Genomic DNA, 22,451 nt, shown 5'->3' on the forward strand with positions numbered 1-22,451 from the left:
CTTATGGCTACCACTTCGCTTGACCTGGCCAAGGTGCGCAACATCGGCATCATGGCCCACATCGACGCGGGCAAGACGACCACCACCGAGCGGATCCTGTTCTACACCGGTGTGTCCTACAAGATCGGTGAGGTCCACGACGGCGCTGCCACCATGGACTGGATGGAGCAGGAGCAGGAGCGTGGCATCACGATCACCTCTGCTGCCACCACCTGTCACTGGTCGCTGGAAGACGTCGACCACACCATCAACATCATCGACACGCCGGGTCACGTGGACTTCACCGTCGAGGTGGAGCGCTCCCTGCGCGTGCTCGACGGTGCTGTCACGGTGTTCGACGGCGTCGCCGGCGTGGAGCCCCAGTCCGAGACGGTGTGGCGTCAGGCGGACCGCTACGGCGTTCCGCGCATCTGCTTCGTCAACAAGCTGGACCGCACCGGTGCCGAGTTCCACCGCTGCGTCGACATGATCACCGACCGCCTGGGCGCCCAGCCGCTCGTCATGCAGCTGCCGATCGGCGCCGAGGCGGACTTCAAGGGTGTCGTCGACCTGGTGAAGATGAAGGCCCTGGTCTGGTCCGCCGAGGCGACCAAGGGCGAGATGTACGACACCGTCGACATCCCGGCCACGCACACCGAGGCCGCCGAGGAATGGCGCGCCAAGCTGGTCGAGGCCGTCGCCGAGAACGACGAAGAGATCATGGAGCTGTACCTGGAGGGCGAGGAGCCCACCGAGGAGCAGCTGTACGCCGCGGTCCGTCGTATCACCATCGCGTCCGGCAAGGGCACCGGCACCACCGTGACCCCGGTGTTCTGCGGCACCGCGTTCAAGAACAAGGGCGTCCAGCCCCTGCTCGACGCGGTCGTGCGCTACCTGCCGTCCCCGGTCGACATCGAGGCCATCGAGGGCCACGACGTCAAGGACCCGGAGACGGTCATCAAGCGCAAGCCCTCGGACGACGAGCCGCTCTCCGCGCTGGCGTTCAAGATCATGAGCGACCCGCACCTGGGCAAGCTCACCTTCGTCCGCGTGTACTCCGGCCGCCTGCAGTCCGGCACCTCGGTGCTGAACTCCGTCAAGGGCCGCAAGGAGCGCATCGGCAAGATCTACCGCATGCACGCGAACAAGCGTGAGGAGATCGAGTCGGTGGGCGCCGGCGACATCGTCGCCGTCATGGGCCTGAAGCAGACCACCACCGGTGAGACGCTGTCCGACGAGAAGTCCCCGGTGATCCTGGAGTCCATGGACTTCCCGGCGCCGGTGATCCAGGTCGCCATCGAGCCCAAGTCGAAGGGCGACCAGGAGAAGCTGGGCGTCGCGATCCAGCGCCTGGCCGAGGAGGACCCGTCCTTCCAGGTCTCCACCAACGAGGAGACCGGCCAGACCATCATCGGCGGTATGGGCGAGCTGCACCTCGAGGTGCTGGTCGACCGCATGCGCCGTGAGTTCAAGGTCGAGGCCAACGTCGGCAAGCCGCAGGTCGCGTACCGCGAGACCATCCGCAAGGCTGTGGAAAAGGTCGAGTACACCCACAAGAAGCAGACCGGTGGTACCGGTCAGTTCGGTCGGGTCATCATCGCGGTCGAGCCGATCGAGAGCGGCGACACCTCGTACGAGTTCGTGAACAAGGTGACCGGTGGTCGCATCCCGAAGGAGTACATCCCTTCGGTCGACGCCGGCGCCCAGGAGGCCATGCAGTTCGGCATCCTCGCGGGCTACGAGATGACCGGCGTGCGCGTCACGCTGCTCGACGGTGCCTACCACGAGGTGGACTCCTCCGAGCTCGCGTTCAAGATCGCCGGTTCGCAGGCCTTCAAGGAGGCCGCGCGCAAGGCCAGCCCCGTGCTGCTCGAGCCGATGATGGCCGTCGAGGTCACCACGCCCGAGGACTACATGGGTGACGTCATCGGCGACATCAACTCCCGCCGTGGCCAGATCCAGGCCATGGAGGAGCGGGCCGGTGCCCGCGTCGTGAAGGGTCTCGTGCCCCTCTCGGAGATGTTCGGTTACGTCGGCGACCTGCGCAGCAAGACGTCCGGCCGCGCCAGCTACTCCATGCAGTTCGACTCCTACGCCGAGGTTCCCCGGAACGTCGCCGAGGAGATCATCGCGAAGGCCAAGGGCGAGTAACGCACCGCGTTCCCACGCCTTAGGCTTGACTCCGGAGCCTCGCGGGGCAAACGCCCGAAAAAGGTGTTTGCCCCGGGGCCCGGGACCTGACAGCAAAGATCACCTGGCGCCGATGAAGTAAGGCGTACCAGAACCACTCCCAGGAGGACCCCAGTGGCGAAGGCGAAGTTCGAGCGGACTAAGCCGCACGTCAACATCGGCACCATCGGTCACATCGACCACGGTAAGACGACCCTCACGGCCGCCATTACCAAGGTGCTGCACGACGCGTACCCGGACCTGAACGAGGCCACCGCGTTCGACAACATCGACAAGGCGCCCGAGGAGCGCCAGCGCGGTATCACCATCTCCATCGCGCACGTCGAGTACCAGACGGAGACCCGTCACTACGCCCACGTCGACTGCCCCGGTCACGCGGACTACATCAAGAACATGATCACGGGTGCGGCGCAGATGGACGGCGCCATCCTCGTGGTCGCGGCCACCGACGGCCCGATGCCGCAGACCAAGGAGCACGTGCTCCTGGCCCGCCAGGTCGGCGTGCCGTACATCGTCGTCGCCCTGAACAAGGCCGACATGGTGGACGACGAGGAGATCATGGAGCTCGTCGAGCTCGAGGTCCGTGAGCTCCTGTCCGAGTACGAGTTCCCGGGCGACGACCTGCCGGTCGTCCGCGTCTCCGCGCTGAAGGCGCTGGAGGGCGACTCCCAGTGGACGCAGTCCGTCCTCGACCTGATGAAGGCCGTCGACGAGTCCATCCCGGAGCCCGAGCGTGACGTCGACAAGCCGTTCCTGATGCCGATCGAGGACGTCTTCACGATCACCGGTCGCGGTACGGTCGTCACCGGCCGCATCGAGCGTGGTGTCCTCAAGGTCAACGAGACCGTCGACATCATCGGCATCAAGACCGAGAAGACCACCACCACGGTCACCGGCATCGAGATGTTCCGCAAGCTGCTCGACGAGGGCCAGGCCGGTGAGAACGTCGGTCTGCTGCTCCGCGGCATCAAGCGCGAGGACGTCGAGCGCGGCCAGGTCATCATCAAGCCGGGCTCGGTCACCCCGCACACCGAGTTCGAGGCCCAGGCCTACATCCTGTCGAAGGACGAGGGTGGCCGTCACACCCCGTTCTTCAACAACTACCGCCCGCAGTTCTACTTCCGTACCACGGACGTGACCGGCGTCGTGCACCTCCCCGAGGGCACCGAGATGGTCATGCCGGGCGACAACACCGAGATGCGCGTCGAGCTGATCCAGCCCGTCGCCATGGAGGAGGGCCTGAAGTTCGCCATCCGTGAGGGTGGCCGGACCGTCGGCGCCGGCCAGGTCACCAAGATCGTCAAGTAAGCTCCGCTTGCTTGGGGTCTGTTGACCCGGTAGCTCCAGCTGCGAGCACCTGAGGGGGCCCGTACGACTCGTTCGTACGGGCCCTTTCGCATGCTCCGGCACGGCCCTGGGCGGGGCCGTGTAGTCCTCAGGGGGGACACCGGGTCCCTCCCGGGGCAGAGGCGCCGTTCGTGCTCCTGGCGGACGCCCGGCGCGTCCACGGCCGTAAGGGTGGAGGCATGGACACCGCCGTGCTTGTCGTCGTCGCCGTCGTCGTCGTGCTGGCCGGCTCCCTGCTCACCCTGACCACGGAGCCGCCGTTCCGGCTGGTGCTGGCCGTCGTCCTGGCCAGCTTCCCGCTGGGCACGGCCCTGCTCGCGGTGGAGCCGCTGTGCGGGCACGGGCTGGCCGGGCAGTGGTGCGTGCGGCTCGGCCTGATCGGGCTGGGCACCGGCGCGCTGAGCCTGGCCGTCGGCCGGCGCACGGGGCGGGGCCCCGTCGCCCCGCGCCGGCCCCGCACGCCTTCCGGGACGGGGGCGGCGGGCCGTGGCCGCGGGGGCGCCGGGCGGCGCTCCTGGGGGAGTCCCTGAGCCGCGGCGTCAACCCGCCGCGCCGTGGAGCGTGCCGAAGGGGCGGAATCGGTTGTGCGGAACCCGGGGGAGGGGCTAGGTCTCTAGGCTGACGGGGTCCGGCGGCGGCCGAGGCCGCTCCACCGCACCCGCACGACGGCATCCACGGCACGGAGGACAGATGTTGCCGACCGGCTACGCGACGGATTTCGTCGCGGACTCGTCGCTGTTCCACGCCATGTTCCGCTTCGTCCGCCGCGCCCAGCAGCGCTGGCCCGGCCTGCACGTGGACGGGGAGCCGCTGCCGCCGGACGCCCTCGGGGACTGGCACCTGCCGGAGCCCGGCGAGGACGGCCGGCCGTCGGCCGTCACGTTCTCCTCCGGCCGACCGGAGGAGGACGCCGGGGAGGGCGCCGGCCACGGCGCGGACGCCGCGGGACAGGGCCCGTACGCCGTCTTCTACCGGGCCCACCCCCAGCCGCTCGGGGAGGTCCTCTACGCGGTCAGCGTGGTGACGCCGGCGGACCCGGACGCCGACCCGTTCTCCCGCGACGTCGTCCGGGACTTCCTGGAGGCCTTCGAGGGCAGCCGCCCGGGAGCGGTGCGCCACGCCTGAGGACGGGCGGCGGCCGCTCGGCCTCGTGTTTGACGTACGTCACTCGCGGGGTATTCTCTCCGGCTCGATTGGCCAGGCCCCCGTCCCTTGTGGCAGACTGTCCGAGTTGCTCGGTCGAGTGTTGATGCTGTGCGCCTCCCGCCGGGGGGACCGGAAGCGAGTCCCACAGTACTCGTCGCCCCAACTGCCACATGGCAGCGCTGGGGCGGACGTACGGGAATCTTCCGGGAAGTGCAGTGCGGCACCGGCCAGGCGCCCGGTGGGCCTTCGCCCCCGGTCTGCGGTTCCGGCAGGGCCGTGTGCATTCCCCGAAGGGATGTCCGAACAAGGGACATCTGTGTCAGCGGGAGCGCGACACGCCCGACCGCGTGGGTCGGAGAAGAAGGCGGAACCACCGGGTTCCGGAGCGTAAGAAGAGACAGGACTACTGAGTAGCCATGGCGGGACAGAAGATCCGCATCCGGCTCAAGGCCTACGACCACGAGGTCATCGACTCCTCGGCGAAGAAGATCGTCGAGACGGTGACCCGTACCGGTGCGTCGGTCGCGGGCCCGGTGCCGCTGCCCACTGAGAAGAACGTGTACTGCGTCATCAAGTCGCCGCACAAGTACAAGGACTCGCGCGAGCACTTCGAGATGCGCACGCACAAGCGCCTGATCGACATCCTCGACCCGACCCCCAAGACCGTTGACTCCCTGATGCGACTCGACCTCCCGGCCGGTGTCGACATCGAGATCAAGCTCTGAGGCCGGTGATCTGAACGATGGCTAAGCAGATCAAGGGCATCCTGGGCGAGAAGCTCGGCATGACGCAGGTGTGGGACGAGAACAACCGTGTTGTTCCGGTCACCGTCGTCAAGGCCGGCCCCAACGTCGTCACCCAGGTCCGCACGAACGACGCCGACGGCTACGAGTCCGTCCAGATCGCGTTCGGCGAGATCGACCCGCGCAAGGTGAACAAGCCCCTCAAGGGCCACTTCGCCAAGGCCGACGTCACTCCCCGCCGCCACCTCGTCGAGATCCGTACCGCTGACGCCAGCGAGTACACCCTCGGCCAGGAGATCACCGCCGAGGTGTTCGAGGCCGGCATCAAGGTCGACGTGACCGGCAAGAGCAAGGGCAAGGGCTTCGCCGGTGTCATGAAGCGTCACAACTTCAAGGGCCTCGGCGCCGGACACGGCACCCAGCGCAAGCACCGCTCGCCCGGTTCCATCGGTGGCTGCGCCACCCCGGGCCGTGTGTTCAAGGGCCTCCGCATGGCGGGTCGCATGGGCAACGAGCGCGTCACCACCCAGAACCTGACCGTCCACGCCGTTGACGCGGAGAAGGGTCTGCTGCTCATCAAGGGCGCGGTTCCCGGTCCGAACGGCGGCCTCGTCCTGGTCCGCACCGCGGCCAAGGGGGCCTGAGGTACCGATGAGCACTGTTGACATCCTTTCGCCTGCCGGCGAGAAGACCGGTAGCGTCGAGCTCCCCGCGGAGATCTTCGGCGTGGAGAAGATCAGCATCCCGCTGATCCACCAGGTCGTCGTCGCGCAGAACGCGGCTGCCCGCCAGGGCACGCACAAGACCAAGACCCGCGGTGAAGTCCGTGGTGGCGGCAAGAAGCCGTACCGCCAGAAGGGCACCGGCCGCGCCCGCCAGGGTTCGACCCGCGCGCCGCAGTTCGCCGGTGGTGGCGTCGTGCACGGTCCCGTGCCGCGTGACTACTCGCAGCGCACCCCGAAGAAGATGAAGGCCGCCGCCCTGCGGCACGCCCTCACCGACCGGGCCCGCGCGAACCGCATCCACGTCGTCTCCGGCGTGATCGAGGGCGAGACCCCGTCCACCAAGGCCGCGAAGGGCCTGTTCGGCAAGATCTCGGAGCGCAAGAACCTGCTCCTGGTCGTCGAGCGCGCCGACGAGGCCGCGTGGCTGTCCGCCCGCAACCTGCCCCAGGTCCACATCCTGGAGCCGGGCCAGCTGAACACGTACGACGTGATCGTCTCGGACGACGTGGTCTTCACCCAGGCCGCTCTCGAGTCCTTCGTCGCCGGCCCGAAGGCCAACGACACCGAAGGGAGCGAGGTCTGATGGCCACGCGTCACCCGAGCATTGCCTCCAAGGCGGCGAAGGCCGCCAAGGCCGCGCGCGTCGCGAAGGCGCGCCGCCACGCCGCCGAGGGCAAGAACACCGTCGTCACCCCGGCGAGCAAGGCGTACACGGACCCCCGTGACGTCCTGCTGAAGCCGGTCGTGTCCGAGAAGAGCTACGCGCTGCTCGACGACAACAAGTACACGTTCGTCGTCGACCCGCGGGCCAACAAGACCCAGATCAAGGAGGCCGTCCAGGCGGTCTTCTCGGTCAAGGTCACCGGGGTCAACACGATCAACCGCCAGGGCAAGCGCAAGCGGACCCGCACCGGCTTCGGCCAGCGTGCGGCGACCAAGCGCGCGATCGTGACCCTCGCCGAGGGCGACCGTATCGACATCTTCGGCGGTCCGACCTCCTGACGGAGGTCCGGATCGTTCGATATCGGACGAGGACTGAGAAATGGGTATCCGCAAGTACAAGCCGACGACTCCGGGCCGTCGTGGCTCCAGCGTCGCCGACTTCGTCGAGGTCACGCGGTCCACGCCGGAGAAGTCGCTGGTCCGTCCCCTGCACAGCAAGGGCGGCCGTAACAATTCCGGTCGTGTGACCGTCCGCCACCAGGGCGGTGGCCACAAGCGCGCCTACCGAGTGATCGACTTCCGTCGTCACGACAAGGACGGCGTGCCGGCGAAGGTCGCGCACATCGAGTACGACCCGAACCGCACCGCGCGCATCGCGCTCCTGCACTACGCGGACGGCGAGAAGCGCTACATCCTGGCCCCCAAGGGCCTCAACCAGGGCGACCGGATCGAGAACGGCCCGTCGGCCGACATCAAGCCCGGAAACAACCTGGCGCTGCGCAACATCCCGGTCGGTACGACGATCCACTCCGTGGAGCTTCGTCCGGGCGGCGGCGCCAAGTTCGCCCGCTCCGCCGGTGCCTCCGTGCAGCTGCTCGCGAAGGAGGGCTCGATGGCCCACCTCCGCATGCCCTCCGGTGAGATCCGCCTGGTCGACCAGCGCTGCCGCGCCACGGTCGGCGAGGTCGGCAACGCCGAGCAGAGCAACATCAACTGGGGCAAGGCCGGCCGCAAGCGCTGGCTGGGCGTCCGCCCGACCGTTCGCGGTGTGGCGATGAACCCGGTTGACCACCCCCACGGTGGTGGTGAGGGCAAGACCTCCGGTGGTCGCCACCCAGTCAGCCCCTGGGGTCAGAAGGAAGGTCGTACTCGTTCTCCCAAGAAGGCGAGCAACAAGTACATCGTCCGCCGCCGCAAGACGAACAAGAAGCGCTAAGGACGGGTTGAGATGCCTCGTAGCTTGAAGAAGGGGCCCTTCGTCGACGACCACCTCGTCAAGAAGGTGGACGCTCAGAACGAAGCCGGCACCAAGAACGTCATCAAGACCTGGTCTCGGCGCTCCATGATCATCCCGGCGATGCTCGGGCACACGATCGCGGTGCACAACGGCAAGACCCACATCCCGGTGTTCGTCACCGAGTCGATGGTCGGGCACAAGCTCGGCGAGTTCTCGCCGACGCGCACCTTCCGGGGTCACGTCAAGGAAGACCGGAAGTCGAAGCGCCGCTAGGCAGCGGATCGCATTCAGACACGTAAGTAACTGAAGGGACAACCATGGAAGCCAGGGCCCAGGCGCGGTACATCCGCGTCACGCCCATGAAGGCCCGCCGCGTGGTGGACCTCATCCGTGGCATGGACGCCACGGAGGCCCAGGCCGTCCTGCGATTCGCTCCGCAGGCCGCCTCGGTGCCGGTGGGCAAGGTGCTGGACAGCGCCATTGCCAACGCCGCGCACAACTACGACCACACCGACGCCGACAGCCTCTTCATCTCCGAGGCCTACGTCGACGAGGGCCCGACCCTGAAGCGGTTCCGGCCGCGTGCCCAGGGCCGCGCCTACCGGATCCGCAAGCGGACCAGCCACATCACCGTGGTCGTCAGCAGCAAGGAAGGAACCCGGTAATGGGCCAGAAGGTAAACCCGCACGGGTTCCGGCTCGGCATCACCACCGACTTCAAGTCGCGCTGGTACGCCGACAAGCTGTACAAGGACTACGTCAAGGAAGACGTCGCCATCCGTCGGATGATGACGTCCGGCATGGAGCGCGCCGGCATCTCCAAGGTCGAGATCGAGCGCACCCGTGACCGCGTGCGGGTGGACATCCACACCGCTCGTCCGGGCATCGTCATCGGCCGCCGCGGCGCCGAGGCCGACCGCATCCGCGGCGACCTCGAGAAGCTCACCGGCAAGCAGGTCCAGCTGAACATCCTCGAGGTCAAGAACCCCGAGACGGACGCTCAGCTCGTGGCCCAGGCCGTCGCCGAGCAGCTCTCCTCCCGCGTCTCCTTCCGTCGGGCCATGCGCAAGAGCATGCAGTCCGCCATGAAGGCCGGCGCCAAGGGCATCAAGATCCAGTGCGGTGGCCGCCTCGGCGGCGCCGAGATGTCCCGCTCGGAGTTCTACCGCGAGGGCCGCGTGCCCCTGCACACGCTCCGCGCGAACGTGGACTACGGCTTCTTCGAGGCCAAGACGACCTTCGGCCGCATCGGCGTGAAGGTCTGGATCTACAAGGGCGACGTGAAGAACATCGCCGAGGTCCGCGCCGAGAACGCTGCCGCCCGTGCGGGTAACCGCCCGGCCCGCGGTGGCGCCGACCGCCCGGCCCGTGGTGGCCGCGGTGGCGAGCGGCGCGGTCGCAAGCCGCAGCAGCAGGCTCCGGCTGCCGAGGCCCCCCAGGCCGAAGCGCCCGCCGCCGCTCCGGCTGAGAGCACCGGAACGGAGGCCTGACCACCATGCTGATCCCCCGTAGGGTCAAGCACCGCAAGCAGCACCACCCCAAGCGCAACGGCATGTCCAAGGGTGGCACGCAGGTTGCGTTCGGCGAGTACGGCATCCAGGCGCTGACCCCGGCCTACGTGACGAACCGCCAGATCGAGGCGGCCCGTATCGCGATGACCCGCCACATCAAGCGTGGCGGCAAGGTCTGGATCAACATCTACCCGGACCGTCCCCTCACCAAGAAGCCGGCCGAGACCCGCATGGGTTCCGGTAAGGGTTCCCCGGAGTGGTGGATCGCCAACGTCAAGCCCGGACGCGTCATGTTCGAGCTGTCGTACCCCAACGAGAAGATCGCCCGTGAGGCGCTGACGCGTGCGGCCCACAAGCTGCCGATGAAGTGCCGGATCGTCAAGCGCGAGGCAGGTGAAGCGTGATGTCGGCCGGTACCAAGGCGTCCGAGCTGCGCGAGCTGGGCAACGAGGAGCTTCTGAACAAGCTCCGCGAGGCCAAGGAAGAGCTGTTCAACCTCCGCTTCCAGGCGGCCACGGGTCAGCTCGAAAACCACGGTCGGCTGAAGGCCGTCCGTAAGGACATCGCGCGGATCTACACCCTGATGCGCGAGCGTGAGCTGGGCATCGAAACGGTGGAGAACGCATGAGCGAGAGCAACGTGACTGAGAACAAGGAAGCGCGCGGCTTCCGCAAGACCCGTGAGGGTCTCGTCGTCAGCGACAAGATGGACAAGACCGTCGTCGTCGCCGTCGAGGACCGTGTGAAGCACGCGCTGTACGGCAAGGTCATCCGCCGTACGAACAAGCTCAAGGCGCACGACGAGCAGAACGCCGCGGGTGTCGGCGACCGCGTCCTCCTGATGGAGACCCGGCCGCTGTCCGCGACGAAGCGCTGGCGCGTCGTCGAGATCCTCGAGAAGGCCAAGTAATTCCTGCGGGGCAGACCCCGCAGGAGAGTTCCGCCAGGCTCCGGGGGCCGCTGAGAAGCGGCCCCCGGGGAACCGGCAGACGATCAGGAGATAGACGTGATCCAGCAGGAGTCGCGACTGCGCGTCGCCGACAACACGGGGGCGAAGGAAATCCTTTGCATCCGTGTGCTCGGTGGCTCCGGTCGCCGCTACGCGGGCATCGGTGACGTCATCGTCGCCACCGTCAAGGACGCGATCCCCGGTGGCAACGTGAAGAAGGGTGACGTCGTCAAGGCGGTCATCGTTCGCACCGTCAAGGAGCGCCGCCGTCCGGACGGCTCGTACATCCGCTTCGACGAGAACGCCGCCGTCATTCTGAAGAACGACGGCGACCCTCGCGGCACCCGCATCTTCGGCCCGGTCGGGCGTGAGCTGCGCGAGAAGAAGTTCATGAAGATCATCTCGCTGGCTCCGGAGGTGCTGTAAGCATGAAGATCAAGAAGGGCGACCTGGTCCAGGTCATCACCGGTAAGGACAAGGGCAAGCAGGGCAAGGTCATCGCGGCCTTCCCCCGCGAGGACCGCGTCCTGGTCGAGGGTGTCAACCGGGTCAAGAAGCACACGAAGGCCGGTCCGACCGCTCGCGGTTCCCAGGCCGGCGGCATCGTCACGACCGAGGCCCCGATCCACGTCTCCAACGTCCAGCTGGTCGTGGAGAAGGACGGCAACAAGGTCGTCACGCGTGTCGGTTACCGCTTCGACGACGAGGGCAACAAGATCCGCGTTGCCAAGCGGACGGGTGAGGACATCTGATGGCTACCACCACCGTGACTCCGCGTCTGAAGCAGAAGTACCGCGAGGAGATCATCCAGAAGCTGCGTGACCAGTTCCAGTACGCGAACGTCATGCAGGTTCCGGGCCTCGTCAAGATCGTGGTCAACATGGGTGTCGGCGACGCCGCCCGTGACTCGAAGCTCATCGAGGGCGCGATCCGCGACCTGACCACCATCACCGGTCAGAAGCCGGCCGTCACCAAGGCCCGCAAGTCCATCGCGCAGTTCAAGCTGCGCGAGGGTCAGCCGATCGGCGCCCACGTCACGCTCCGTGGCGACCGCATGTGGGAGTTCCTGGACCGCACCCTGTCGCTGGCGCTCCCGCGCATCCGCGACTTCCGCGGCCTGTCCCCCAAGCAGTTCGACGGCCGTGGCAACTACACCTTCGGTCTCACGGAGCAGGTCATGTTCCACGAGATCGACCAGGACAAGATCGACCGCGTCCGGGGTATGGACATCACCGTGGTCACCACGGCGACCAACGACGAAGAGGGCCGCGCGCTCCTCCGTCACCTCGGCTTCCCGTTCAAGGAGGCGTGAGCGAGATGGCGAAGAAGGCTCTCATCGCGAAGGCTGCTCGCAAGCCCAAGTTCGGTGTGCGCGCGTACACCCGCTGCCAGCGCTGCGGCCGTCCGCACTCCGTGTACCGCAAGTTCGGCCTCTGCCGCGTGTGCCTTCGTGAGATGGCTCACCGCGGCGAGCTGCCGGGCGTGACCAAGAGCTCCTGGTAGTCCCCGACTTAGGGACTCCAAGGCTCTCGGTAAGCAGTACGGGCGGTCGGACGCCCACCTCGCATGCCTTAGGCTTGTGGGGTTGGGCGTCTGCCGCCGCCCGTACACCCGCGGGCACGACCCGCTAACGTTTGCTTACTACGCCGTAGGTCCACCGCGCCGCACCCGTCCCGTCTCGGATCGGGGAGAGGGATGGCGCACCAGGAAACCCCGGCGAGAGAGGCCGAAGGCCAATTCATGACCATGACTGATCCGATCGCAGACATGCTCACGCGTCTGCGTAACGCGAACTCGGCGTACCACGACTCGGTGTCGATGCCGCACTCCAAGATCAAGTCGCACATCGCGGAGATCCTCCAGCAGGAGGGCTTCATCACGGGCTGGAAGGTCGAGGACGCCGAGGTCGGCAAGAACCTCGTCCTCGAGCTGAAGTTCGGCCCGAACCGTGAGCGCTCCATCGCGGGCATCAAGCGGATCTCCAAGCCCGGTCTCCGGGTGTACGCGAAGTCCACCAACCTGCCGAAGGTGCTCGGCGGCCTGGGCGTGGCCATCATCTCCACGTCGCACGGGCTCCTCACCGACAAGCAGGCCGGCAAGAAGGGCGTGGGTGGGGAAGTCCTCGCCTACGTCTGGTAGCGGAAGGGAACGGAGGAAACAGCTATGTCGCGCATCGGCAAGCTCCCCATCGCGGTTCCCGCCGGCGTGGACGTCACCATCGACGGCCGCACGGTCAAGGTCAAGGGCCCCAAGGGCGAGCTGACCCACACCGTCGCTGCTCCGATCGACATCGCCAAGGGCGAAGACGGCACCCTGCAGGTGACCCGCCCCAACGACGAGCGTCAGAGCAAGGCCCTGCACGGCCTGTCCCGCACGCTGGTGGCGAACATGATCACCGGCGTGACCCAGGGTTACGTGAAGAAGCTCGAAATCAGTGGTGTCGGTTACCGCGTGACCGCCAAGGGCTCGAACCTCGAGTTCGCGCTCGGTTACAGCCACCCGATCACGGTCGAGGCCCCCGAGGGCATCACCTTCAAGGTCGACACCCCGACCCGATTCCAGGTCGAGGGCATCGACAAGCAGAAGGTCGGCGAGGTCGCGGCCAACATCCGCAAGCTGCGCAAGCCCGACCCGTACAAGGCCAAGGGCGTCAAGTACGAGGGCGAAGTCATCCGCCGCAAGGTCGGAAAGGCGGGTAAGTAAGCCATGGCATACGGGCAGAAGATCCTCAAGGGCGACGCCTACAAGCGCGCCGCGATCAAGCGCCGTCACATCCGGATCCGCAAGCGGATCGCCGGTACGGCGGAGCGCCCCCGTCTGGTCGTGACCCGCTCCAACCGCCACATCGTGGCGCAGGTGATCGACGACCTGAAGGGCCACACCCTGGCATCGGCGTCCACCCTGGACGCGTCGATCCGTGGTGGCGAGGGCGACAAGTCCGCGCAGGCCAAGCAGGTCGGCGCCCTGGTCGCCGAGCGTGCCAAGGCCGCCGGTGTCGAGGCCGTCGTGTTCGACCGTGGTGGCAACCAGTACGCCGGGCGCATCGCCGCCCTGGCGGACGCCGCCCGCGAGGCCGGGCTCAAGTTCTGAGCCGCTTGTAGCTAGCGGAAAGAGAGAGGTAATCCAATGGCTGGACCCCAGCGCCGCGGAAGCGGTGCCGGTGGCGGCGAGCGGCGGGACCGGAAGGGCCGTGACGGCGGCGCTGCTGCCGCCGAGAAGACCGCGTACGTTGAGCGCGTCGTCGCGATCAACCGCGTCGCCAAGGTTGTGAAGGGTGGTCGTCGCTTCAGCTTCACCGCGCTGGTCGTGGTGGGCGACGGTGACGGCACCGTGGGTGTCGGATACGGCAAGGCCAAGGAGGTGCCGGCCGCCATCGCCAAGGGTGTTGAGGAGGCCAAGAAGCACTTCTTCAAGGTCCCCCGCATCCAGGGCACCATCCCGCACCCCATCCAGGGTGAGAAGGCGGCCGGTGTCGTGCTGCTCAAGCCGGCGTCCCCCGGTACCGGCGTGATCGCCGGTGGCCCGGTGCGTGCCGTGCTCGAGTGCGCCGGTATCCACGACGTGCTGTCGAAGTCGCTCGGCTCCGACAACGCGATCAACATCGTGCACGCGACCGTGGAGGCCCTCAAGGGCCTGCAGCGTCCCGAGGAGATCGCGGCCCGCCGCGGTCTGCCCCTCGAGGACGTCGCTCCCGCGGCCCTCCTTCGTGCGCGTGCCGGGGCGGGTGCGTAATCATGGCGCAGCTCAAGATCACGCAGACGAAGTCCTACATCGGCAGCAAGCAGAACCACCGTGACACCCTGCGTTCCCTGGGCCTCAAGCGCCTGGGTGACGTGGTCGTCAAGGAGGACCGCCCCGAGTTCCGCGGCATGGTGCACACCGTCCGCCACCTCGTGACGGTCGAGGAGGTCGACTGATCATGGCGGAGAACAACCCGCTCAAGATCCACAACCTCCGTCCCGCCCCGGGCGCCAAGACCGCCAAGACCCGTGTCGGTCGTGGTGAGGCGTCGAAGGGTAAGACGGCCGGTCGTGGTACCAAGGGCACGAAGGCCCGTTACCAGGTTCCGGAGCGCTTCGAGGGCGGCCAGATGCCGCTGCACATGCGCCTCCCGAAGCTGAAGGGCTTCAAGAACCCGTTCAAGACCGAGTACCAGGTCGTGAACCTCGACAAGCTGGCCTCGCTCTACCCCGAGGGTGGCGAGGTCACCGTCGAGGGTCTGGTGGCCAAGGGCGCCGTTCGCAAGAACGCGCTGGTCAAGGTGCTCGGCCAGGGCGAGATCTCCGTGGCGCTGCAGGTGACGGTCGACGCCGTCTCCGGCTCCGCCAAGGAGAAGATCACCGCCGCCGGCGGTACTGTCACCGAGCTCGTCTGAACTCCTCAGGCGCCTCGATGACGTGAGCGATCCCGACCGGGGATACCCCATAAAAGGGGTATCCCCGGTTGGTCGTTCCGAGGGAGCTGTGTCGCGGGTAAGGTGGCCTGCGCTGTTCTCTATTCGTATTCGTCGAACCTCAAGACCGTCACCCTTGACGCTGATGCGCGGGGGTCGCAGGAGGCACCGTGCTCACCGCGTTCGCCCGGGCGTTCAGGACGCCCGACCTGCGCAAGAAGCTGCTCTTCACGCTCGCCATCATCGTGGTGTACCGGGTGGGTACGCACATCCCGATCCCGGGCGTCGACTACAAGAGCGTCCAGGAGTGTGTGGACCAGGCGTCCGGCAACCAGGGCCTGTTCGGTCTGGTCAACATGTTCAGCGGCGGCGCACTGCTGCAGATCACGGTCTTCGCGCTGGGCATCATGCCGTACATCACGGCGAGCATCATCCTCCAGCTGCTGACCGTGGTCATCCCGCGCCTGGAAGCCCTCAAGAAGGAGGGCCAGGCCGGTACCGCGAAGATCACGCAGTACACCCGGTACCTCACCGTGGCGCTCGCCATCCTGCAGGGCACCGGCCTGGTGGCCACCGCCCGCAGCGGCGCCCTGTTCTCCGGTTGCACGGTCGCGAACCAGATCGTCCCGGACCGCGCGATCTTCAGCACCATCACCATGGTCATCTGCATGACCGCGGGCACGGCCGTCGTGATGTGGCTCGGTGAGCTCATCACCGACCGCGGCATCGGCAACGGCATGTCGATCCTGATGTTCATCTCGATCGCCGCGACCTTCCCGTCCGCGCTGTGGGCCATCAAGAAGCAGGGCACGCTGGCCGGCGGCTGGATCGAGTTCGGCACCGTGATCCTGGTGGGCCTGGTCATGGTCGGCCTGGTGGTCTTCGTCGAGCAGGCCCAGCGCCGCATCCCCGTGCAGTACGCGAAGCGCATGATCGGGCGCCGGTCCTACGGCGGTACCTCGACGTACATCCCGCTGAAGGTGAACCAGGCCGGTGTGATCCCGGTCATCTTCGCCTCGTCGCTGCTCTACATCCCCGCCCTGATCGCACAGTTCTCCAAGAACGACTCCGGCTGGAAGCGCTGGATCGAACAGAACCTGGTCAAGGGCGACCACCCGATCTACATCACTCTGTACTTCTTGCTCATCGTGTTCTTCGCGTTCTTCTACGTGGCGATCTCCTTCAACCCCGAGGAAGTCGCGGACAACATGAAGAAGTATGGTGGCTTCATCCCGGGCATCCGGGCTGGCCGACCGACCGCTGAGTACCTCTCGTACGTGCTCAACCGGATCACCTGGCCGGGTTCGCTGTATCTGGGACTGATCGCTCTCGTACCGACGATGGCGTTGGTTGGCTTCGGGGCAAGCCAGAACTTCCCGTTCGGCGGGACCAGCATCCTGATCATCGTGGGTGTGGGTCTCGAGACGGTGAAGCAGATCGAGAGCCAGCTCCAGCAGCGCAATTACGAAGGGTTCCTCCGCTGATGCGTATCGTCCTCGTCGGGCCGCCGGGTGCCGGTAAGGGAACGCAGGCCACGCGCCTCGCAGAGAAGCTGCGTGTACCCCACATCTCCACCGGTGATCTGTTCCGCGCCAACATCAGCGGGCAGACGGAACTCGGCAAGCTCGCGAAGTCCTACATGGACGCCGGCAACCTCGTCCCCGACGAGGTGACGATCGCGATGGCCAAGGACCGCATGGAGCAGCCGGACGCAGCGAACGGCTTCCTGCTCGACGGGTTCCCGCGCAACGTCTCCCAGGCCGAGGCGCTGGACGAACTGCTGGAGACCGAGCAGATCAAGCTGGACGCCGTGCTGGACCTCGAGGCCCCCGAGGAGGAGGTCGTCAAGCGGATCGCCGGCCGGCGTGTCTGCCGCAACGACTCGGCGCACGTCTTCCACGTGACGTACAAGAAGCCGGCCCGCGAGGGCGTGTGCGACGTGTGCGGCGGCGAGCTGTACCAGCGCGACGACGACTCCGAGGAGACCGTCCGCAAGCGGCTGGAGGTCTACCACACGCAGACCGAGCCGATCATCGACTACTACAAGGCCCAGGGCCTGGTCGTGACGATCGACTCCATGGGTCCGGTGGAAGAGGTCACGGGTCGCGCGCTGGCGGCGCTGAAGCGTGACGGCGACGACCAGTAGTCGTCGGTCGTCTGCGGCCGTGACGCCCCTGCGGGCGTCACGGCCGTAGTGTTGTGTACGTAACCGGTTGACGCGAGTGACGGAGAGCGCAGGCCCCCATGGTGCAGATCAAGAGCCCCGAGCAGATCGCCAGGATGCGTGCGGCGGGGCTGGTCGTCGCCGCGATCCACGCCGCCACGCGTGAGGCGGCCGTCCCGGGTGCCTCCACCAAGGACCTGGACGAGGTGGCCCGCAAGGTGCTCGCCGAGCACGGCGCGAAGTCCAACTTCCTGGGGTACGGCGGGTTCCCGGCGACCATCTGCACCTCGGTGAACGACGTGGTGGTGCACGGCATCCCGTCCGAGGACGTCGTCCTGAAGGACGGCGACGTCATCTCCATCGACTGCGGCGCGATCGTCGACGGCTGGCACGGCGACGCGGCCTACACGGCCTTCGTGGGCTCGGGTCACGCCCCGGAGCTGCTGGAGCTCTCCCGGGTGACCGAGGAGTCGATGTGGGCCGGCATCGCGGCCATGAAGCAGGGCAACCGGCTCGTCGACGTCTCCCGGGCCATCGAGACGTACATCCGCCGCCAGCCCAAGCCGGGCGGCGGCCGGTACGGGATCATCGAGGACTACGGCGGCCACGGCATCGGCACCGAGATGCACATGGACCCGCACCTGCTGAACTACGTCGACCGGCGTCGCGGCAAGGGCCCCAAGCTGGTGCCCGGCTTCTGCCTGGCGATCGAGCCGATGGTGTCGCTCGGCACCCCGAAGACGCGCGTGCTGTCCGACGACTGGACCGTCATCACCACCGACGGCACCTGGTCCTCGCACTGGGAGCACTCCGTCGCGCTGACCGAGGAGGGCCCGCTGGTGCTCACGGCGCCCGACGGCGGCCGGGCCAAGCTGGCCGAGCTGGGTGTCACGGCGGCGCCGGACCCGCTGGGCTGACCCTGTTCCGCCGCGAGACCTTCTCCCCGCTGCCCCGCATGGTGATCTCCCCTGCGGGGCAGACTTCCGCGATTCGTCTTTCCGGGTGCGCTGACGTAGACTGACTCGTCGGCTCTCGTGCACCCGCATGTCTGCATGCGTGCGTACGGAGTCGATCAAGGTAGTCGATTCGAAGGGCGAAGCGTGGCCAAGAAGCAAGGTGCCATCGAGATCGAGGGCACTGTCGTCGAGTCTCTTCCGAACGCCATGTTCAGGGTCGAGCTCCAGAACGGCCACCAGGTCCTGGCACACATCAGCGGCAAGATGCGCATGCACTACATCCGCATCCTCCCTGACGACCGGGTCGTGGTGGAGCTCTCTCCGTACGACCTGACGCGTGGCCGGATCGTCTACCGGTACAAGTAGATCTTGCCCACGTTCCGCCCTCGGGCGGGGCTGCCGGCAACTGACCCGGAGAACCTCACATCCCATGAAGGTCAAGCCGAGCGTCAAGAAGATCTGCGACAAGTGCAGGGTGATCCGCCGTCACGGCCGGGTCATGATCATCTGCGAGAACCCGCGCCACAAGCAGCGCCAGGGCTGATCGCACGATCGCACACCCTCTGCACCACTGCCGCAGAGTTTCGCGCGACGCGAGCTGAATATGTTCATACGCAGATCCCAGGTCCCTCGGACCTGACACCCCCGGTTCGGAGGCCGGGGACCCGTTCCGTACCTCATACGGCGGCCGGGAACCGGTTCTGTGGAAGACCTCCGAAGATCACCAGGAGCCATTGAATGGCACGCGTTTCCGGTGTCGACATCCCGCGCGAAAAGCGCGTGGAGATCGCCCTGACCTACGTGTTCGGCATCGGCCGGACGCTCTCGAAGGAGACGCTGGCCGCGACCGGCGTCGACCCGAACACCCGTGTTCGGGACCTCACCGAAGAGCAGCTCGTCGCGATCCGCGAGTACGTCGACAACAACATCAAGACCGAGGGTGACCTCCGTCGCGAGATCCAGGCCGACATCCGCCGCAAGGTCGAGATCGGTACCTACCAGGGTCTCCGTCACCGTCGCGGTCTGCCCGTCCGCGGTCAGCGCACCAGCACCAACGCCCGGACCCGCAAGGGCCCGCGTCGCGCCATCGCCGGCAAGAAGAAGCCGGGCAAGAAGTAGTCCGCAGCGGACACCTGTCCACGGTCTTCGCTGTAGGACCGACCACCTCCCGTAGGAGTTAGTAGATGCCCCCCAAGGGTCGTCAGGGCGCTGCCAAGAAGGTGCGCCGCAAGGAAAAGAAGAACGTCGCGCACGGCCAGGCGCACATCAAGAGCACGTTCAACAACACGATCGTGTCCATCACGGACCCGAGCGGCAACGTGATCTCCTGGGCCTCCGCCGGCCACGTCGGCTTCAAGGGCTCGCGCAAGTCCACGCCGTTCGCCGCGCAGATGGCCGCCGAGTCGGCTGCCCGCCGCGCCCAGGAGCACGGCATGCGCAAGGTCGACGTGTTCGTCAAGGGTCCGGGTGCCGGTCGTGAGACCGCGATCCGTTCCCTGCAGGCCACGGGCCTCGAGGTCGGCTCCATCCAGGACGTCACCCCGACCCCGCACAATGGCTGCCGTCCGCCGAAGCGTCGTCGCGTCTGACCTCGCTTCACCGGGTGTTCCGGGCGGTACGGCTCCGTGAAGGGGCCGTGCCGCCCGTACCCTTGCAGTACCCGCGTTCCTCACGGGCGCGGTTCCCGTCGGACGTCAAATAGCGGGCGTCCACGAATGAAGGATCTGATCCCCACATGCTGATCGCTCAGCGTCCCTCGTTGACCGAAGAGGTCGTCGACGAGTTCCGCTCCCGGTTCGTGATCGAGCCGCTGGAGCCGGGCTTCGGTTACACCCTCGGCAACTCCCTCCGCCGGACCCTGCTGTCCTCCATCCCCGGTGCGGCTGTCACCAGCATCCGCATCGACGGTGTCCTGCACGAGTTCACCACCGTGCCGGGCGTCAAGGAGGACGTCACCGACCTGATCCTCAACATCAAGCAGCTGGTCGTCTCCTCGGAGCACGACGAGCCGGTCGTGATGTACCTGCGCAAGCAGGGCCCGGGTCTGGTCACCGCCGCCGACATCGCGCCCCCGGCCGGTGTCGAGGTGCACAACCCCGACCTCGTCCTCGCCACGCTCAACGGCAAGGGCAAGCTGGAGATGGAGCTGACCGTCGAGCGCGGTCGCGGCTACGTCTCCGCCGTGCAGAACAAGCAGGTGGGCCAGGAGATCGGCCGCATCCCGGTCGACTCCATCTACTCGCCGGTGCTCAAGGTCACGTACAAGGTCGAGGCCACGCGTGTCGAGCAGCGCACCGACTTCGACAAGCTGATCGTCGACGTCGAGACCAAGCAGGCCATGCGTCCCCGTGACGCCATGGCGTCGGCCGGCAAGACCCTGGTCGAGCTGTTCGGTCTGGCGCGCGAGCTCAACATCGACGCCGAGGGCATCGACATGGGCCCGTCCCCGACGGACGCCGCCCTGGCCGCCGACCTGGCGCTGCCGATCGAGGAGCTGGAGCTCACGGTCCGCTCCTACAACTGCCTCAAGCGCGAGGGCATCCACTCCGTGGGTGAGCTCGTGGCGCGGTCCGAGGCGGACCTGCTGGACATCCGCAACTTCGGTGCGAAGTCCATCGACGAGGTCAAGGCGAAGCTGGCCGGCATGGGCCTGGCCCTCAAGGACAGCCCGCCCGGATTCGACCCGACCGCCGCCGCCGACGCCTTCGGGGCGGACGACGACGCGGACGCCGGATTCGTCGAGACCGAGCAGTACTGACAGCTCGGGCCTTCCGGTCCGTACCCGGGTGCGGGTGCGCTGTGCTCGATCGCGCAGTTCCCCGCGCCCCCTCCGGTCAGGCCCCTTCCGGGGCCCTGACCGGATCTTCGACAGGCGACCGCCTGCTCGGATACTGACTTCGGTACCTGATACGGCCGGGGCAGACACACAGGAGAAGAACCATGCCGAAGCCCACCAAGGGTGCCCGTCTGGGCGGCAGCGCCGCGCACGAGAAGCTGCTCCTCGCGAACCTCGCCAAGAGCCTCTTCGAGCACGGCAAGATCACCACCACCGAGGCGAAGGCCCGCCGTCTGCGGCCGTACGCCGAGCGTCTGATCACCAAGGCGAAGAAGGGTGACCTTCACAACCGCCGTCAGGTGCTCTCGGTCATCACGGACAAGAGCATCGTCCACACGCTCTTCACCGAGATCGGCCCGCGGTACGAGAACCGTCCCGGTGGTTACACCCGCATCACCAAGGTCGGCAACCGCCGTGGCGACAACGCGCCCATGGCGGTCATCGAGCTGGTCGAGGCGCTGACGGTCGCGCAGCAGGCCACCGGTGAGGCCGAGGCGGCGACGAAGCGTGCCGCCAAGGACGCCGAGGCGCCCGAGGCCACGGAGACCAAGGTCGACACGGCCAAGGCCGACGAGGCTCCGGCCGAGGAGTCCAAGGACGCGTAAGCGTCCGCCGGGGGCTGTGCGACGGCGGCTGCGGCTTCGTCGTGGCTTGTCGCGCAGTTCCCCGCGCCCCTTTGCGGCGTTTGCGGGTCCGTCCTTTTCAAGGGCGGGCCCGCTTTCGTGTTGGTGAGAGGATCTCTGGGTGAGTGACGAAGTTGAGGCCGGATCCGTGCGGGTGCGGCTGGATCTCTCCTATGACGGGAGCGAGTTCTCCGGCTGGGCCAAGCAGGCCGGGGGCCGGCGGACGGTGCAGGGGGAGATCGAGGACGCCCTGCGCACCGTGACGCGGTCGCGGGAGACGTACGAGCTGACCGTCGCCGGGCGGACCGACGCCGGGGTGCACGCGCGCGGGCAGGTCGCGCACGTCGACCTGCCGCGTGAGGTGTGGGGCGAGCACCACGACAAGCTGCTGAAGCGGCTCGCCGGGCGGCTGCCCAAGGACGTGCGGGTGTGGGCGCTGCGCGAGGCCCCGCAGGGCTTCGACGCGCGGTTCTCGGCCGTCTGGCGGCGCTACGCCTACCGCGTCACCGACAACCCCGGGGGAGTGGACCCGCTGCTGCGCGGCCACGTCCTGTGGCACGACTGGCCCCTGGACGTGGACGCCATGAACGAGGCCGCCCGGGCGCTGCTGGGCGAGCACGACTTCGCCGCCTACTGCAAGAAGCGGGAGGGGGCGACCACCATCCGCACCCTGCAGCAGCTGAGCCTGGCCAAGGGCGCCGACGGGATCATCACCGCGACCGTGCGGGCCGACGCCTTCTGCCACAACATGGTCCGCTCGCTCATCGGCGCGCTGCTGTTCGTGGGCGACGGGCACCGCCCGCCGGACTGGCCGGGCAAGGTGCTGGCCGCCGGGGTCCGGGACTCCGCCGTGCACGTCGTGCGGCCGCACGGGCTGACGCTGGAGGAGGTCGGCTACCCGGCCGACGAGCTGCTGGCCGCCCGCAGCCGGGAGGCACGCAACAAGCGGTCGCTGCCCCTGGCGCCCGGGGCCGGCTGCTGCTGAGCACGG

At 67.5% G+C, this 22,451-nt stretch carries 35 protein-coding genes; all 35 read left to right on the forward strand.

The features are described from left to right. Positions 1-3 precede the first annotated feature (3 nt). Positions 4-2,130, forward strand: a complete 2,127-nt coding sequence (fusA, locus tag E4U91_RS20595; protein WP_137308213.1) for an elongation factor G — start codon at positions 4-6, stop codon at positions 2,128-2,130. 153 nt (positions 2,131-2,283) lie between these two features. Further along, a complete protein-coding gene (tuf, locus tag E4U91_RS20600; RefSeq protein WP_137308214.1) occupies positions 2,284-3,477 on the forward strand; it encodes an elongation factor Tu in 1,194 nt (397 codons plus the stop codon). Between the two features lie 218 nt (positions 3,478-3,695). Next, complete coding sequence (locus E4U91_RS20605) at positions 3,696-4,046, forward strand: hypothetical protein (RefSeq protein ID WP_137308215.1); 351 nt, start codon at positions 3,696-3,698, stop codon at positions 4,044-4,046. A 160-nt stretch (positions 4,047-4,206) separates the two neighbouring features. Further along, positions 4,207-4,641, forward strand: a complete 435-nt coding sequence (locus E4U91_RS20610) for a hypothetical protein (RefSeq protein WP_137308216.1) — start codon at positions 4,207-4,209, stop codon at positions 4,639-4,641. A gap of 437 nt (positions 4,642-5,078) precedes the next feature. Next, positions 5,079-5,387: a 30S ribosomal protein S10 gene (gene rpsJ / locus E4U91_RS20615; RefSeq protein ID WP_003948644.1), complete on the forward strand. Its 309-nt coding sequence runs from the start codon at positions 5,079-5,081 to the stop codon at positions 5,385-5,387. A gap of 17 nt (positions 5,388-5,404) precedes the next feature. Continuing rightward, entirely contained in the window at positions 5,405-6,049 is a 645-nt protein-coding gene (gene rplC, locus E4U91_RS20620; protein ID WP_007384065.1) for a 50S ribosomal protein L3, read from the forward strand. A 7-nt stretch (positions 6,050-6,056) separates the two neighbouring features. Next, positions 6,057-6,713, forward strand: coding sequence for a 50S ribosomal protein L4 (rplD, locus tag E4U91_RS20625; protein WP_137308217.1), 657 nt, complete (start codon positions 6,057-6,059; stop codon positions 6,711-6,713). Next, positions 6,713-7,132 carry a 50S ribosomal protein L23 gene (rplW, locus tag E4U91_RS20630; protein ID WP_067240359.1) on the forward strand — a complete coding sequence of 140 codons (420 nt, stop codon included), beginning with the start codon at positions 6,713-6,715 and terminating at the stop codon, positions 7,130-7,132. Before rplD ends, rplW begins: the two co-directional genes overlap by 1 nt. Positions 7,133-7,172: 40 nt before the next feature. Beyond that, positions 7,173-8,009, forward strand: coding sequence for a 50S ribosomal protein L2 (gene rplB / locus E4U91_RS20635; protein ID WP_067240357.1), 837 nt, complete (start codon positions 7,173-7,175; stop codon positions 8,007-8,009). 12 nt (positions 8,010-8,021) lie between these two features. Continuing rightward, a complete protein-coding gene (gene rpsS / locus E4U91_RS20640; RefSeq protein WP_137308218.1) occupies positions 8,022-8,303 on the forward strand; it encodes a 30S ribosomal protein S19 in 282 nt (93 codons plus the stop codon). A gap of 44 nt (positions 8,304-8,347) precedes the next feature. Continuing rightward, complete coding sequence (rplV, locus tag E4U91_RS20645; protein WP_003974262.1) at positions 8,348-8,695, forward strand: 50S ribosomal protein L22; 348 nt, start codon at positions 8,348-8,350, stop codon at positions 8,693-8,695. Continuing rightward, entirely contained in the window at positions 8,695-9,519 is an 825-nt protein-coding gene (gene rpsC / locus E4U91_RS20650; RefSeq protein ID WP_137308219.1) for a 30S ribosomal protein S3, read from the forward strand. Before rplV ends, rpsC begins: the two co-directional genes overlap by 1 nt. A gap of 5 nt (positions 9,520-9,524) precedes the next feature. After that, on the forward strand, positions 9,525-9,944 hold the full coding sequence (gene rplP / locus E4U91_RS20655; RefSeq protein WP_009190136.1) for a 50S ribosomal protein L16: 420 nt from the start codon (positions 9,525-9,527) through the stop codon (positions 9,942-9,944). Further along, the gene (gene rpmC / locus E4U91_RS20660; RefSeq protein ID WP_059079052.1) at positions 9,944-10,168 is read left to right on the forward strand and encodes a 50S ribosomal protein L29; all 225 of its coding nucleotides are present in this window, start codon (positions 9,944-9,946) and stop codon (positions 10,166-10,168) included. Before rplP ends, rpmC begins: the two co-directional genes overlap by 1 nt. Beyond that, positions 10,165-10,449: a 30S ribosomal protein S17 gene (rpsQ, locus tag E4U91_RS20665; protein ID WP_039656223.1), complete on the forward strand. Its 285-nt coding sequence runs from the start codon at positions 10,165-10,167 to the stop codon at positions 10,447-10,449. Before rpmC ends, rpsQ begins: the two co-directional genes overlap by 4 nt. A gap of 96 nt (positions 10,450-10,545) precedes the next feature. Then, the gene (rplN, locus tag E4U91_RS20670; protein ID WP_003998823.1) at positions 10,546-10,914 is read left to right on the forward strand and encodes a 50S ribosomal protein L14; all 369 of its coding nucleotides are present in this window, start codon (positions 10,546-10,548) and stop codon (positions 10,912-10,914) included. Between the two features lie 2 nt (positions 10,915-10,916). Further along, complete coding sequence (rplX, locus tag E4U91_RS20675; RefSeq protein ID WP_003992365.1) at positions 10,917-11,240, forward strand: 50S ribosomal protein L24; 324 nt, start codon at positions 10,917-10,919, stop codon at positions 11,238-11,240. After that, positions 11,240-11,800: a 50S ribosomal protein L5 gene (gene rplE, locus E4U91_RS20680; RefSeq protein WP_137303155.1), complete on the forward strand. Its 561-nt coding sequence runs from the start codon at positions 11,240-11,242 to the stop codon at positions 11,798-11,800. Before rplX ends, rplE begins: the two co-directional genes overlap by 1 nt. Before the next feature lie 5 nt (positions 11,801-11,805). Further along, on the forward strand, positions 11,806-11,991 hold the full coding sequence (locus tag E4U91_RS20685) for a type Z 30S ribosomal protein S14 (RefSeq protein ID WP_003956452.1): 186 nt from the start codon (positions 11,806-11,808) through the stop codon (positions 11,989-11,991). Between the two features lie 237 nt (positions 11,992-12,228). Further along, a complete protein-coding gene (gene rpsH, locus E4U91_RS20695; RefSeq protein ID WP_014674378.1) occupies positions 12,229-12,627 on the forward strand; it encodes a 30S ribosomal protein S8 in 399 nt (132 codons plus the stop codon). A 24-nt stretch (positions 12,628-12,651) separates the two neighbouring features. Further along, positions 12,652-13,191 carry a 50S ribosomal protein L6 gene (gene rplF, locus E4U91_RS20700; RefSeq protein WP_137303154.1) on the forward strand — a complete coding sequence of 180 codons (540 nt, stop codon included), beginning with the start codon at positions 12,652-12,654 and terminating at the stop codon, positions 13,189-13,191. A gap of 3 nt (positions 13,192-13,194) precedes the next feature. Beyond that, on the forward strand, positions 13,195-13,578 hold the full coding sequence (gene rplR, locus E4U91_RS20705; protein ID WP_067240348.1) for a 50S ribosomal protein L18: 384 nt from the start codon (positions 13,195-13,197) through the stop codon (positions 13,576-13,578). A gap of 36 nt (positions 13,579-13,614) precedes the next feature. After that, positions 13,615-14,220, forward strand: coding sequence for a 30S ribosomal protein S5 (gene rpsE, locus E4U91_RS20710; protein ID WP_019753099.1), 606 nt, complete (start codon positions 13,615-13,617; stop codon positions 14,218-14,220). 2 nt (positions 14,221-14,222) lie between these two features. Beyond that, entirely contained in the window at positions 14,223-14,405 is a 183-nt protein-coding gene (gene rpmD / locus E4U91_RS20715) for a 50S ribosomal protein L30 (RefSeq protein ID WP_009190145.1), read from the forward strand. Between the two features lie 2 nt (positions 14,406-14,407). Further along, the gene (rplO, locus tag E4U91_RS20720; protein ID WP_133043286.1) at positions 14,408-14,863 is read left to right on the forward strand and encodes a 50S ribosomal protein L15; all 456 of its coding nucleotides are present in this window, start codon (positions 14,408-14,410) and stop codon (positions 14,861-14,863) included. Positions 14,864-15,051: 188 nt separating this feature from the next. Further along, positions 15,052-16,365, forward strand: a complete 1,314-nt coding sequence (gene secY, locus E4U91_RS20725; protein ID WP_137308220.1) for a preprotein translocase subunit SecY — start codon at positions 15,052-15,054, stop codon at positions 16,363-16,365. Next, positions 16,365-17,027, forward strand: coding sequence for an adenylate kinase (locus E4U91_RS20730; protein ID WP_067240341.1), 663 nt, complete (start codon positions 16,365-16,367; stop codon positions 17,025-17,027). The genes secY and E4U91_RS20730 overlap by 1 nt, the downstream gene beginning before the upstream one ends. A 98-nt stretch (positions 17,028-17,125) precedes the next feature. Then, the gene (gene map / locus E4U91_RS20735) at positions 17,126-17,962 is read left to right on the forward strand and encodes a type I methionyl aminopeptidase (protein WP_137303151.1); all 837 of its coding nucleotides are present in this window, start codon (positions 17,126-17,128) and stop codon (positions 17,960-17,962) included. A gap of 183 nt (positions 17,963-18,145) precedes the next feature. Next, on the forward strand, positions 18,146-18,367 hold the full coding sequence (gene infA, locus E4U91_RS20740; RefSeq protein WP_004927214.1) for a translation initiation factor IF-1: 222 nt from the start codon (positions 18,146-18,148) through the stop codon (positions 18,365-18,367). Between the two features lie 64 nt (positions 18,368-18,431). Then, positions 18,432-18,545, forward strand: a complete 114-nt coding sequence (gene rpmJ, locus E4U91_RS20745; protein ID WP_004984509.1) for a 50S ribosomal protein L36 — start codon at positions 18,432-18,434, stop codon at positions 18,543-18,545. 194 nt (positions 18,546-18,739) lie between these two features. After that, positions 18,740-19,120, forward strand: a complete 381-nt coding sequence (rpsM, locus tag E4U91_RS20750; RefSeq protein WP_067240336.1) for a 30S ribosomal protein S13 — start codon at positions 18,740-18,742, stop codon at positions 19,118-19,120. A gap of 65 nt (positions 19,121-19,185) precedes the next feature. After that, the gene (rpsK, locus tag E4U91_RS20755) at positions 19,186-19,590 is read left to right on the forward strand and encodes a 30S ribosomal protein S11 (RefSeq protein WP_055718826.1); all 405 of its coding nucleotides are present in this window, start codon (positions 19,186-19,188) and stop codon (positions 19,588-19,590) included. Between the two features lie 146 nt (positions 19,591-19,736). Further along, complete coding sequence (locus E4U91_RS20760; RefSeq protein ID WP_003966937.1) at positions 19,737-20,759, forward strand: DNA-directed RNA polymerase subunit alpha; 1,023 nt, start codon at positions 19,737-19,739, stop codon at positions 20,757-20,759. A 182-nt stretch (positions 20,760-20,941) separates the two neighbouring features. Next, on the forward strand, positions 20,942-21,442 hold the full coding sequence (gene rplQ, locus E4U91_RS20765; protein WP_137308221.1) for a 50S ribosomal protein L17: 501 nt from the start codon (positions 20,942-20,944) through the stop codon (positions 21,440-21,442). A 139-nt stretch (positions 21,443-21,581) separates the two neighbouring features. Then, positions 21,582-22,445, forward strand: coding sequence for a tRNA pseudouridine(38-40) synthase TruA (gene truA, locus E4U91_RS20770; RefSeq protein WP_137308222.1), 864 nt, complete (start codon positions 21,582-21,584; stop codon positions 22,443-22,445). The last annotated feature ends 6 nt before the right edge of the window (positions 22,446-22,451 follow it).

Source organism: Streptomyces lasalocidi (assembly GCF_005280215.1).
Taxonomy (GTDB): Bacteria; Actinomycetota; Actinomycetes; order Streptomycetales; family Streptomycetaceae; genus Streptomyces; species Streptomyces longwoodensis.

What these genes read in the sequence shown, in the direction of transcription:
- fusA (WP_137308213.1), top strand. Translation starts at nt 4, where the DNA reads ATGGCTACCACTTCGCTTGACCTGGCCAAGGTGCGCAACATCGGCATC.
- E4U91_RS20605 (WP_137308215.1), top strand. Translation starts at nt 3,696, where the DNA reads ATGGACACCGCCGTGCTTGTCGTCGTCGCCGTCGTCGTCGTGCTGGCC.
- E4U91_RS20610 (WP_137308216.1), top strand. Translation starts at nt 4,207, where the DNA reads ATGTTGCCGACCGGCTACGCGACGGATTTCGTCGCGGACTCGTCGCTG.
- rpsJ (WP_003948644.1), top strand. Translation starts at nt 5,079, where the DNA reads ATGGCGGGACAGAAGATCCGCATCCGGCTCAAGGCCTACGACCACGAG.
- rplC (WP_007384065.1), top strand. Translation starts at nt 5,405, where the DNA reads ATGGCTAAGCAGATCAAGGGCATCCTGGGCGAGAAGCTCGGCATGACG.
- rplD (WP_137308217.1), top strand. Translation starts at nt 6,057, where the DNA reads ATGAGCACTGTTGACATCCTTTCGCCTGCCGGCGAGAAGACCGGTAGC.
- rplW (WP_067240359.1), top strand. Translation starts at nt 6,713, where the DNA reads ATGGCCACGCGTCACCCGAGCATTGCCTCCAAGGCGGCGAAGGCCGCC.
- rplB (WP_067240357.1), top strand. Translation starts at nt 7,173, where the DNA reads ATGGGTATCCGCAAGTACAAGCCGACGACTCCGGGCCGTCGTGGCTCC.
- rpsS (WP_137308218.1), top strand. Translation starts at nt 8,022, where the DNA reads ATGCCTCGTAGCTTGAAGAAGGGGCCCTTCGTCGACGACCACCTCGTC.
- rplV (WP_003974262.1), top strand. Translation starts at nt 8,348, where the DNA reads ATGGAAGCCAGGGCCCAGGCGCGGTACATCCGCGTCACGCCCATGAAG.
- rpsC (WP_137308219.1), top strand. Translation starts at nt 8,695, where the DNA reads ATGGGCCAGAAGGTAAACCCGCACGGGTTCCGGCTCGGCATCACCACC.
- rplP (WP_009190136.1), top strand. Translation starts at nt 9,525, where the DNA reads ATGCTGATCCCCCGTAGGGTCAAGCACCGCAAGCAGCACCACCCCAAG.
- rpmC (WP_059079052.1), top strand. Translation starts at nt 9,944, where the DNA reads ATGTCGGCCGGTACCAAGGCGTCCGAGCTGCGCGAGCTGGGCAACGAG.
- rpsQ (WP_039656223.1), top strand. Translation starts at nt 10,165, where the DNA reads ATGAGCGAGAGCAACGTGACTGAGAACAAGGAAGCGCGCGGCTTCCGC.
- rplX (WP_003992365.1), top strand. Translation starts at nt 10,917, where the DNA reads ATGAAGATCAAGAAGGGCGACCTGGTCCAGGTCATCACCGGTAAGGAC.
- rplE (WP_137303155.1), top strand. Translation starts at nt 11,240, where the DNA reads ATGGCTACCACCACCGTGACTCCGCGTCTGAAGCAGAAGTACCGCGAG.
- E4U91_RS20685 (WP_003956452.1), top strand. Translation starts at nt 11,806, where the DNA reads ATGGCGAAGAAGGCTCTCATCGCGAAGGCTGCTCGCAAGCCCAAGTTC.
- rpsH (WP_014674378.1), top strand. Translation starts at nt 12,229, where the DNA reads ATGACCATGACTGATCCGATCGCAGACATGCTCACGCGTCTGCGTAAC.
- rplF (WP_137303154.1), top strand. Translation starts at nt 12,652, where the DNA reads ATGTCGCGCATCGGCAAGCTCCCCATCGCGGTTCCCGCCGGCGTGGAC.
- rplR (WP_067240348.1), top strand. Translation starts at nt 13,195, where the DNA reads ATGGCATACGGGCAGAAGATCCTCAAGGGCGACGCCTACAAGCGCGCC.
- rpsE (WP_019753099.1), top strand. Translation starts at nt 13,615, where the DNA reads ATGGCTGGACCCCAGCGCCGCGGAAGCGGTGCCGGTGGCGGCGAGCGG.
- rpmD (WP_009190145.1), top strand. Translation starts at nt 14,223, where the DNA reads ATGGCGCAGCTCAAGATCACGCAGACGAAGTCCTACATCGGCAGCAAG.
- rplO (WP_133043286.1), top strand. Translation starts at nt 14,408, where the DNA reads ATGGCGGAGAACAACCCGCTCAAGATCCACAACCTCCGTCCCGCCCCG.
- E4U91_RS20730 (WP_067240341.1), top strand. Translation starts at nt 16,365, where the DNA reads ATGCGTATCGTCCTCGTCGGGCCGCCGGGTGCCGGTAAGGGAACGCAG.
- map (WP_137303151.1), top strand. Translation starts at nt 17,126, where the DNA reads ATGGTGCAGATCAAGAGCCCCGAGCAGATCGCCAGGATGCGTGCGGCG.
- rpmJ (WP_004984509.1), top strand. Translation starts at nt 18,432, where the DNA reads ATGAAGGTCAAGCCGAGCGTCAAGAAGATCTGCGACAAGTGCAGGGTG.
- rpsM (WP_067240336.1), top strand. Translation starts at nt 18,740, where the DNA reads ATGGCACGCGTTTCCGGTGTCGACATCCCGCGCGAAAAGCGCGTGGAG.
- rpsK (WP_055718826.1), top strand. Translation starts at nt 19,186, where the DNA reads ATGCCCCCCAAGGGTCGTCAGGGCGCTGCCAAGAAGGTGCGCCGCAAG.
- E4U91_RS20760 (WP_003966937.1), top strand. Translation starts at nt 19,737, where the DNA reads ATGCTGATCGCTCAGCGTCCCTCGTTGACCGAAGAGGTCGTCGACGAG.
- rplQ (WP_137308221.1), top strand. Translation starts at nt 20,942, where the DNA reads ATGCCGAAGCCCACCAAGGGTGCCCGTCTGGGCGGCAGCGCCGCGCAC.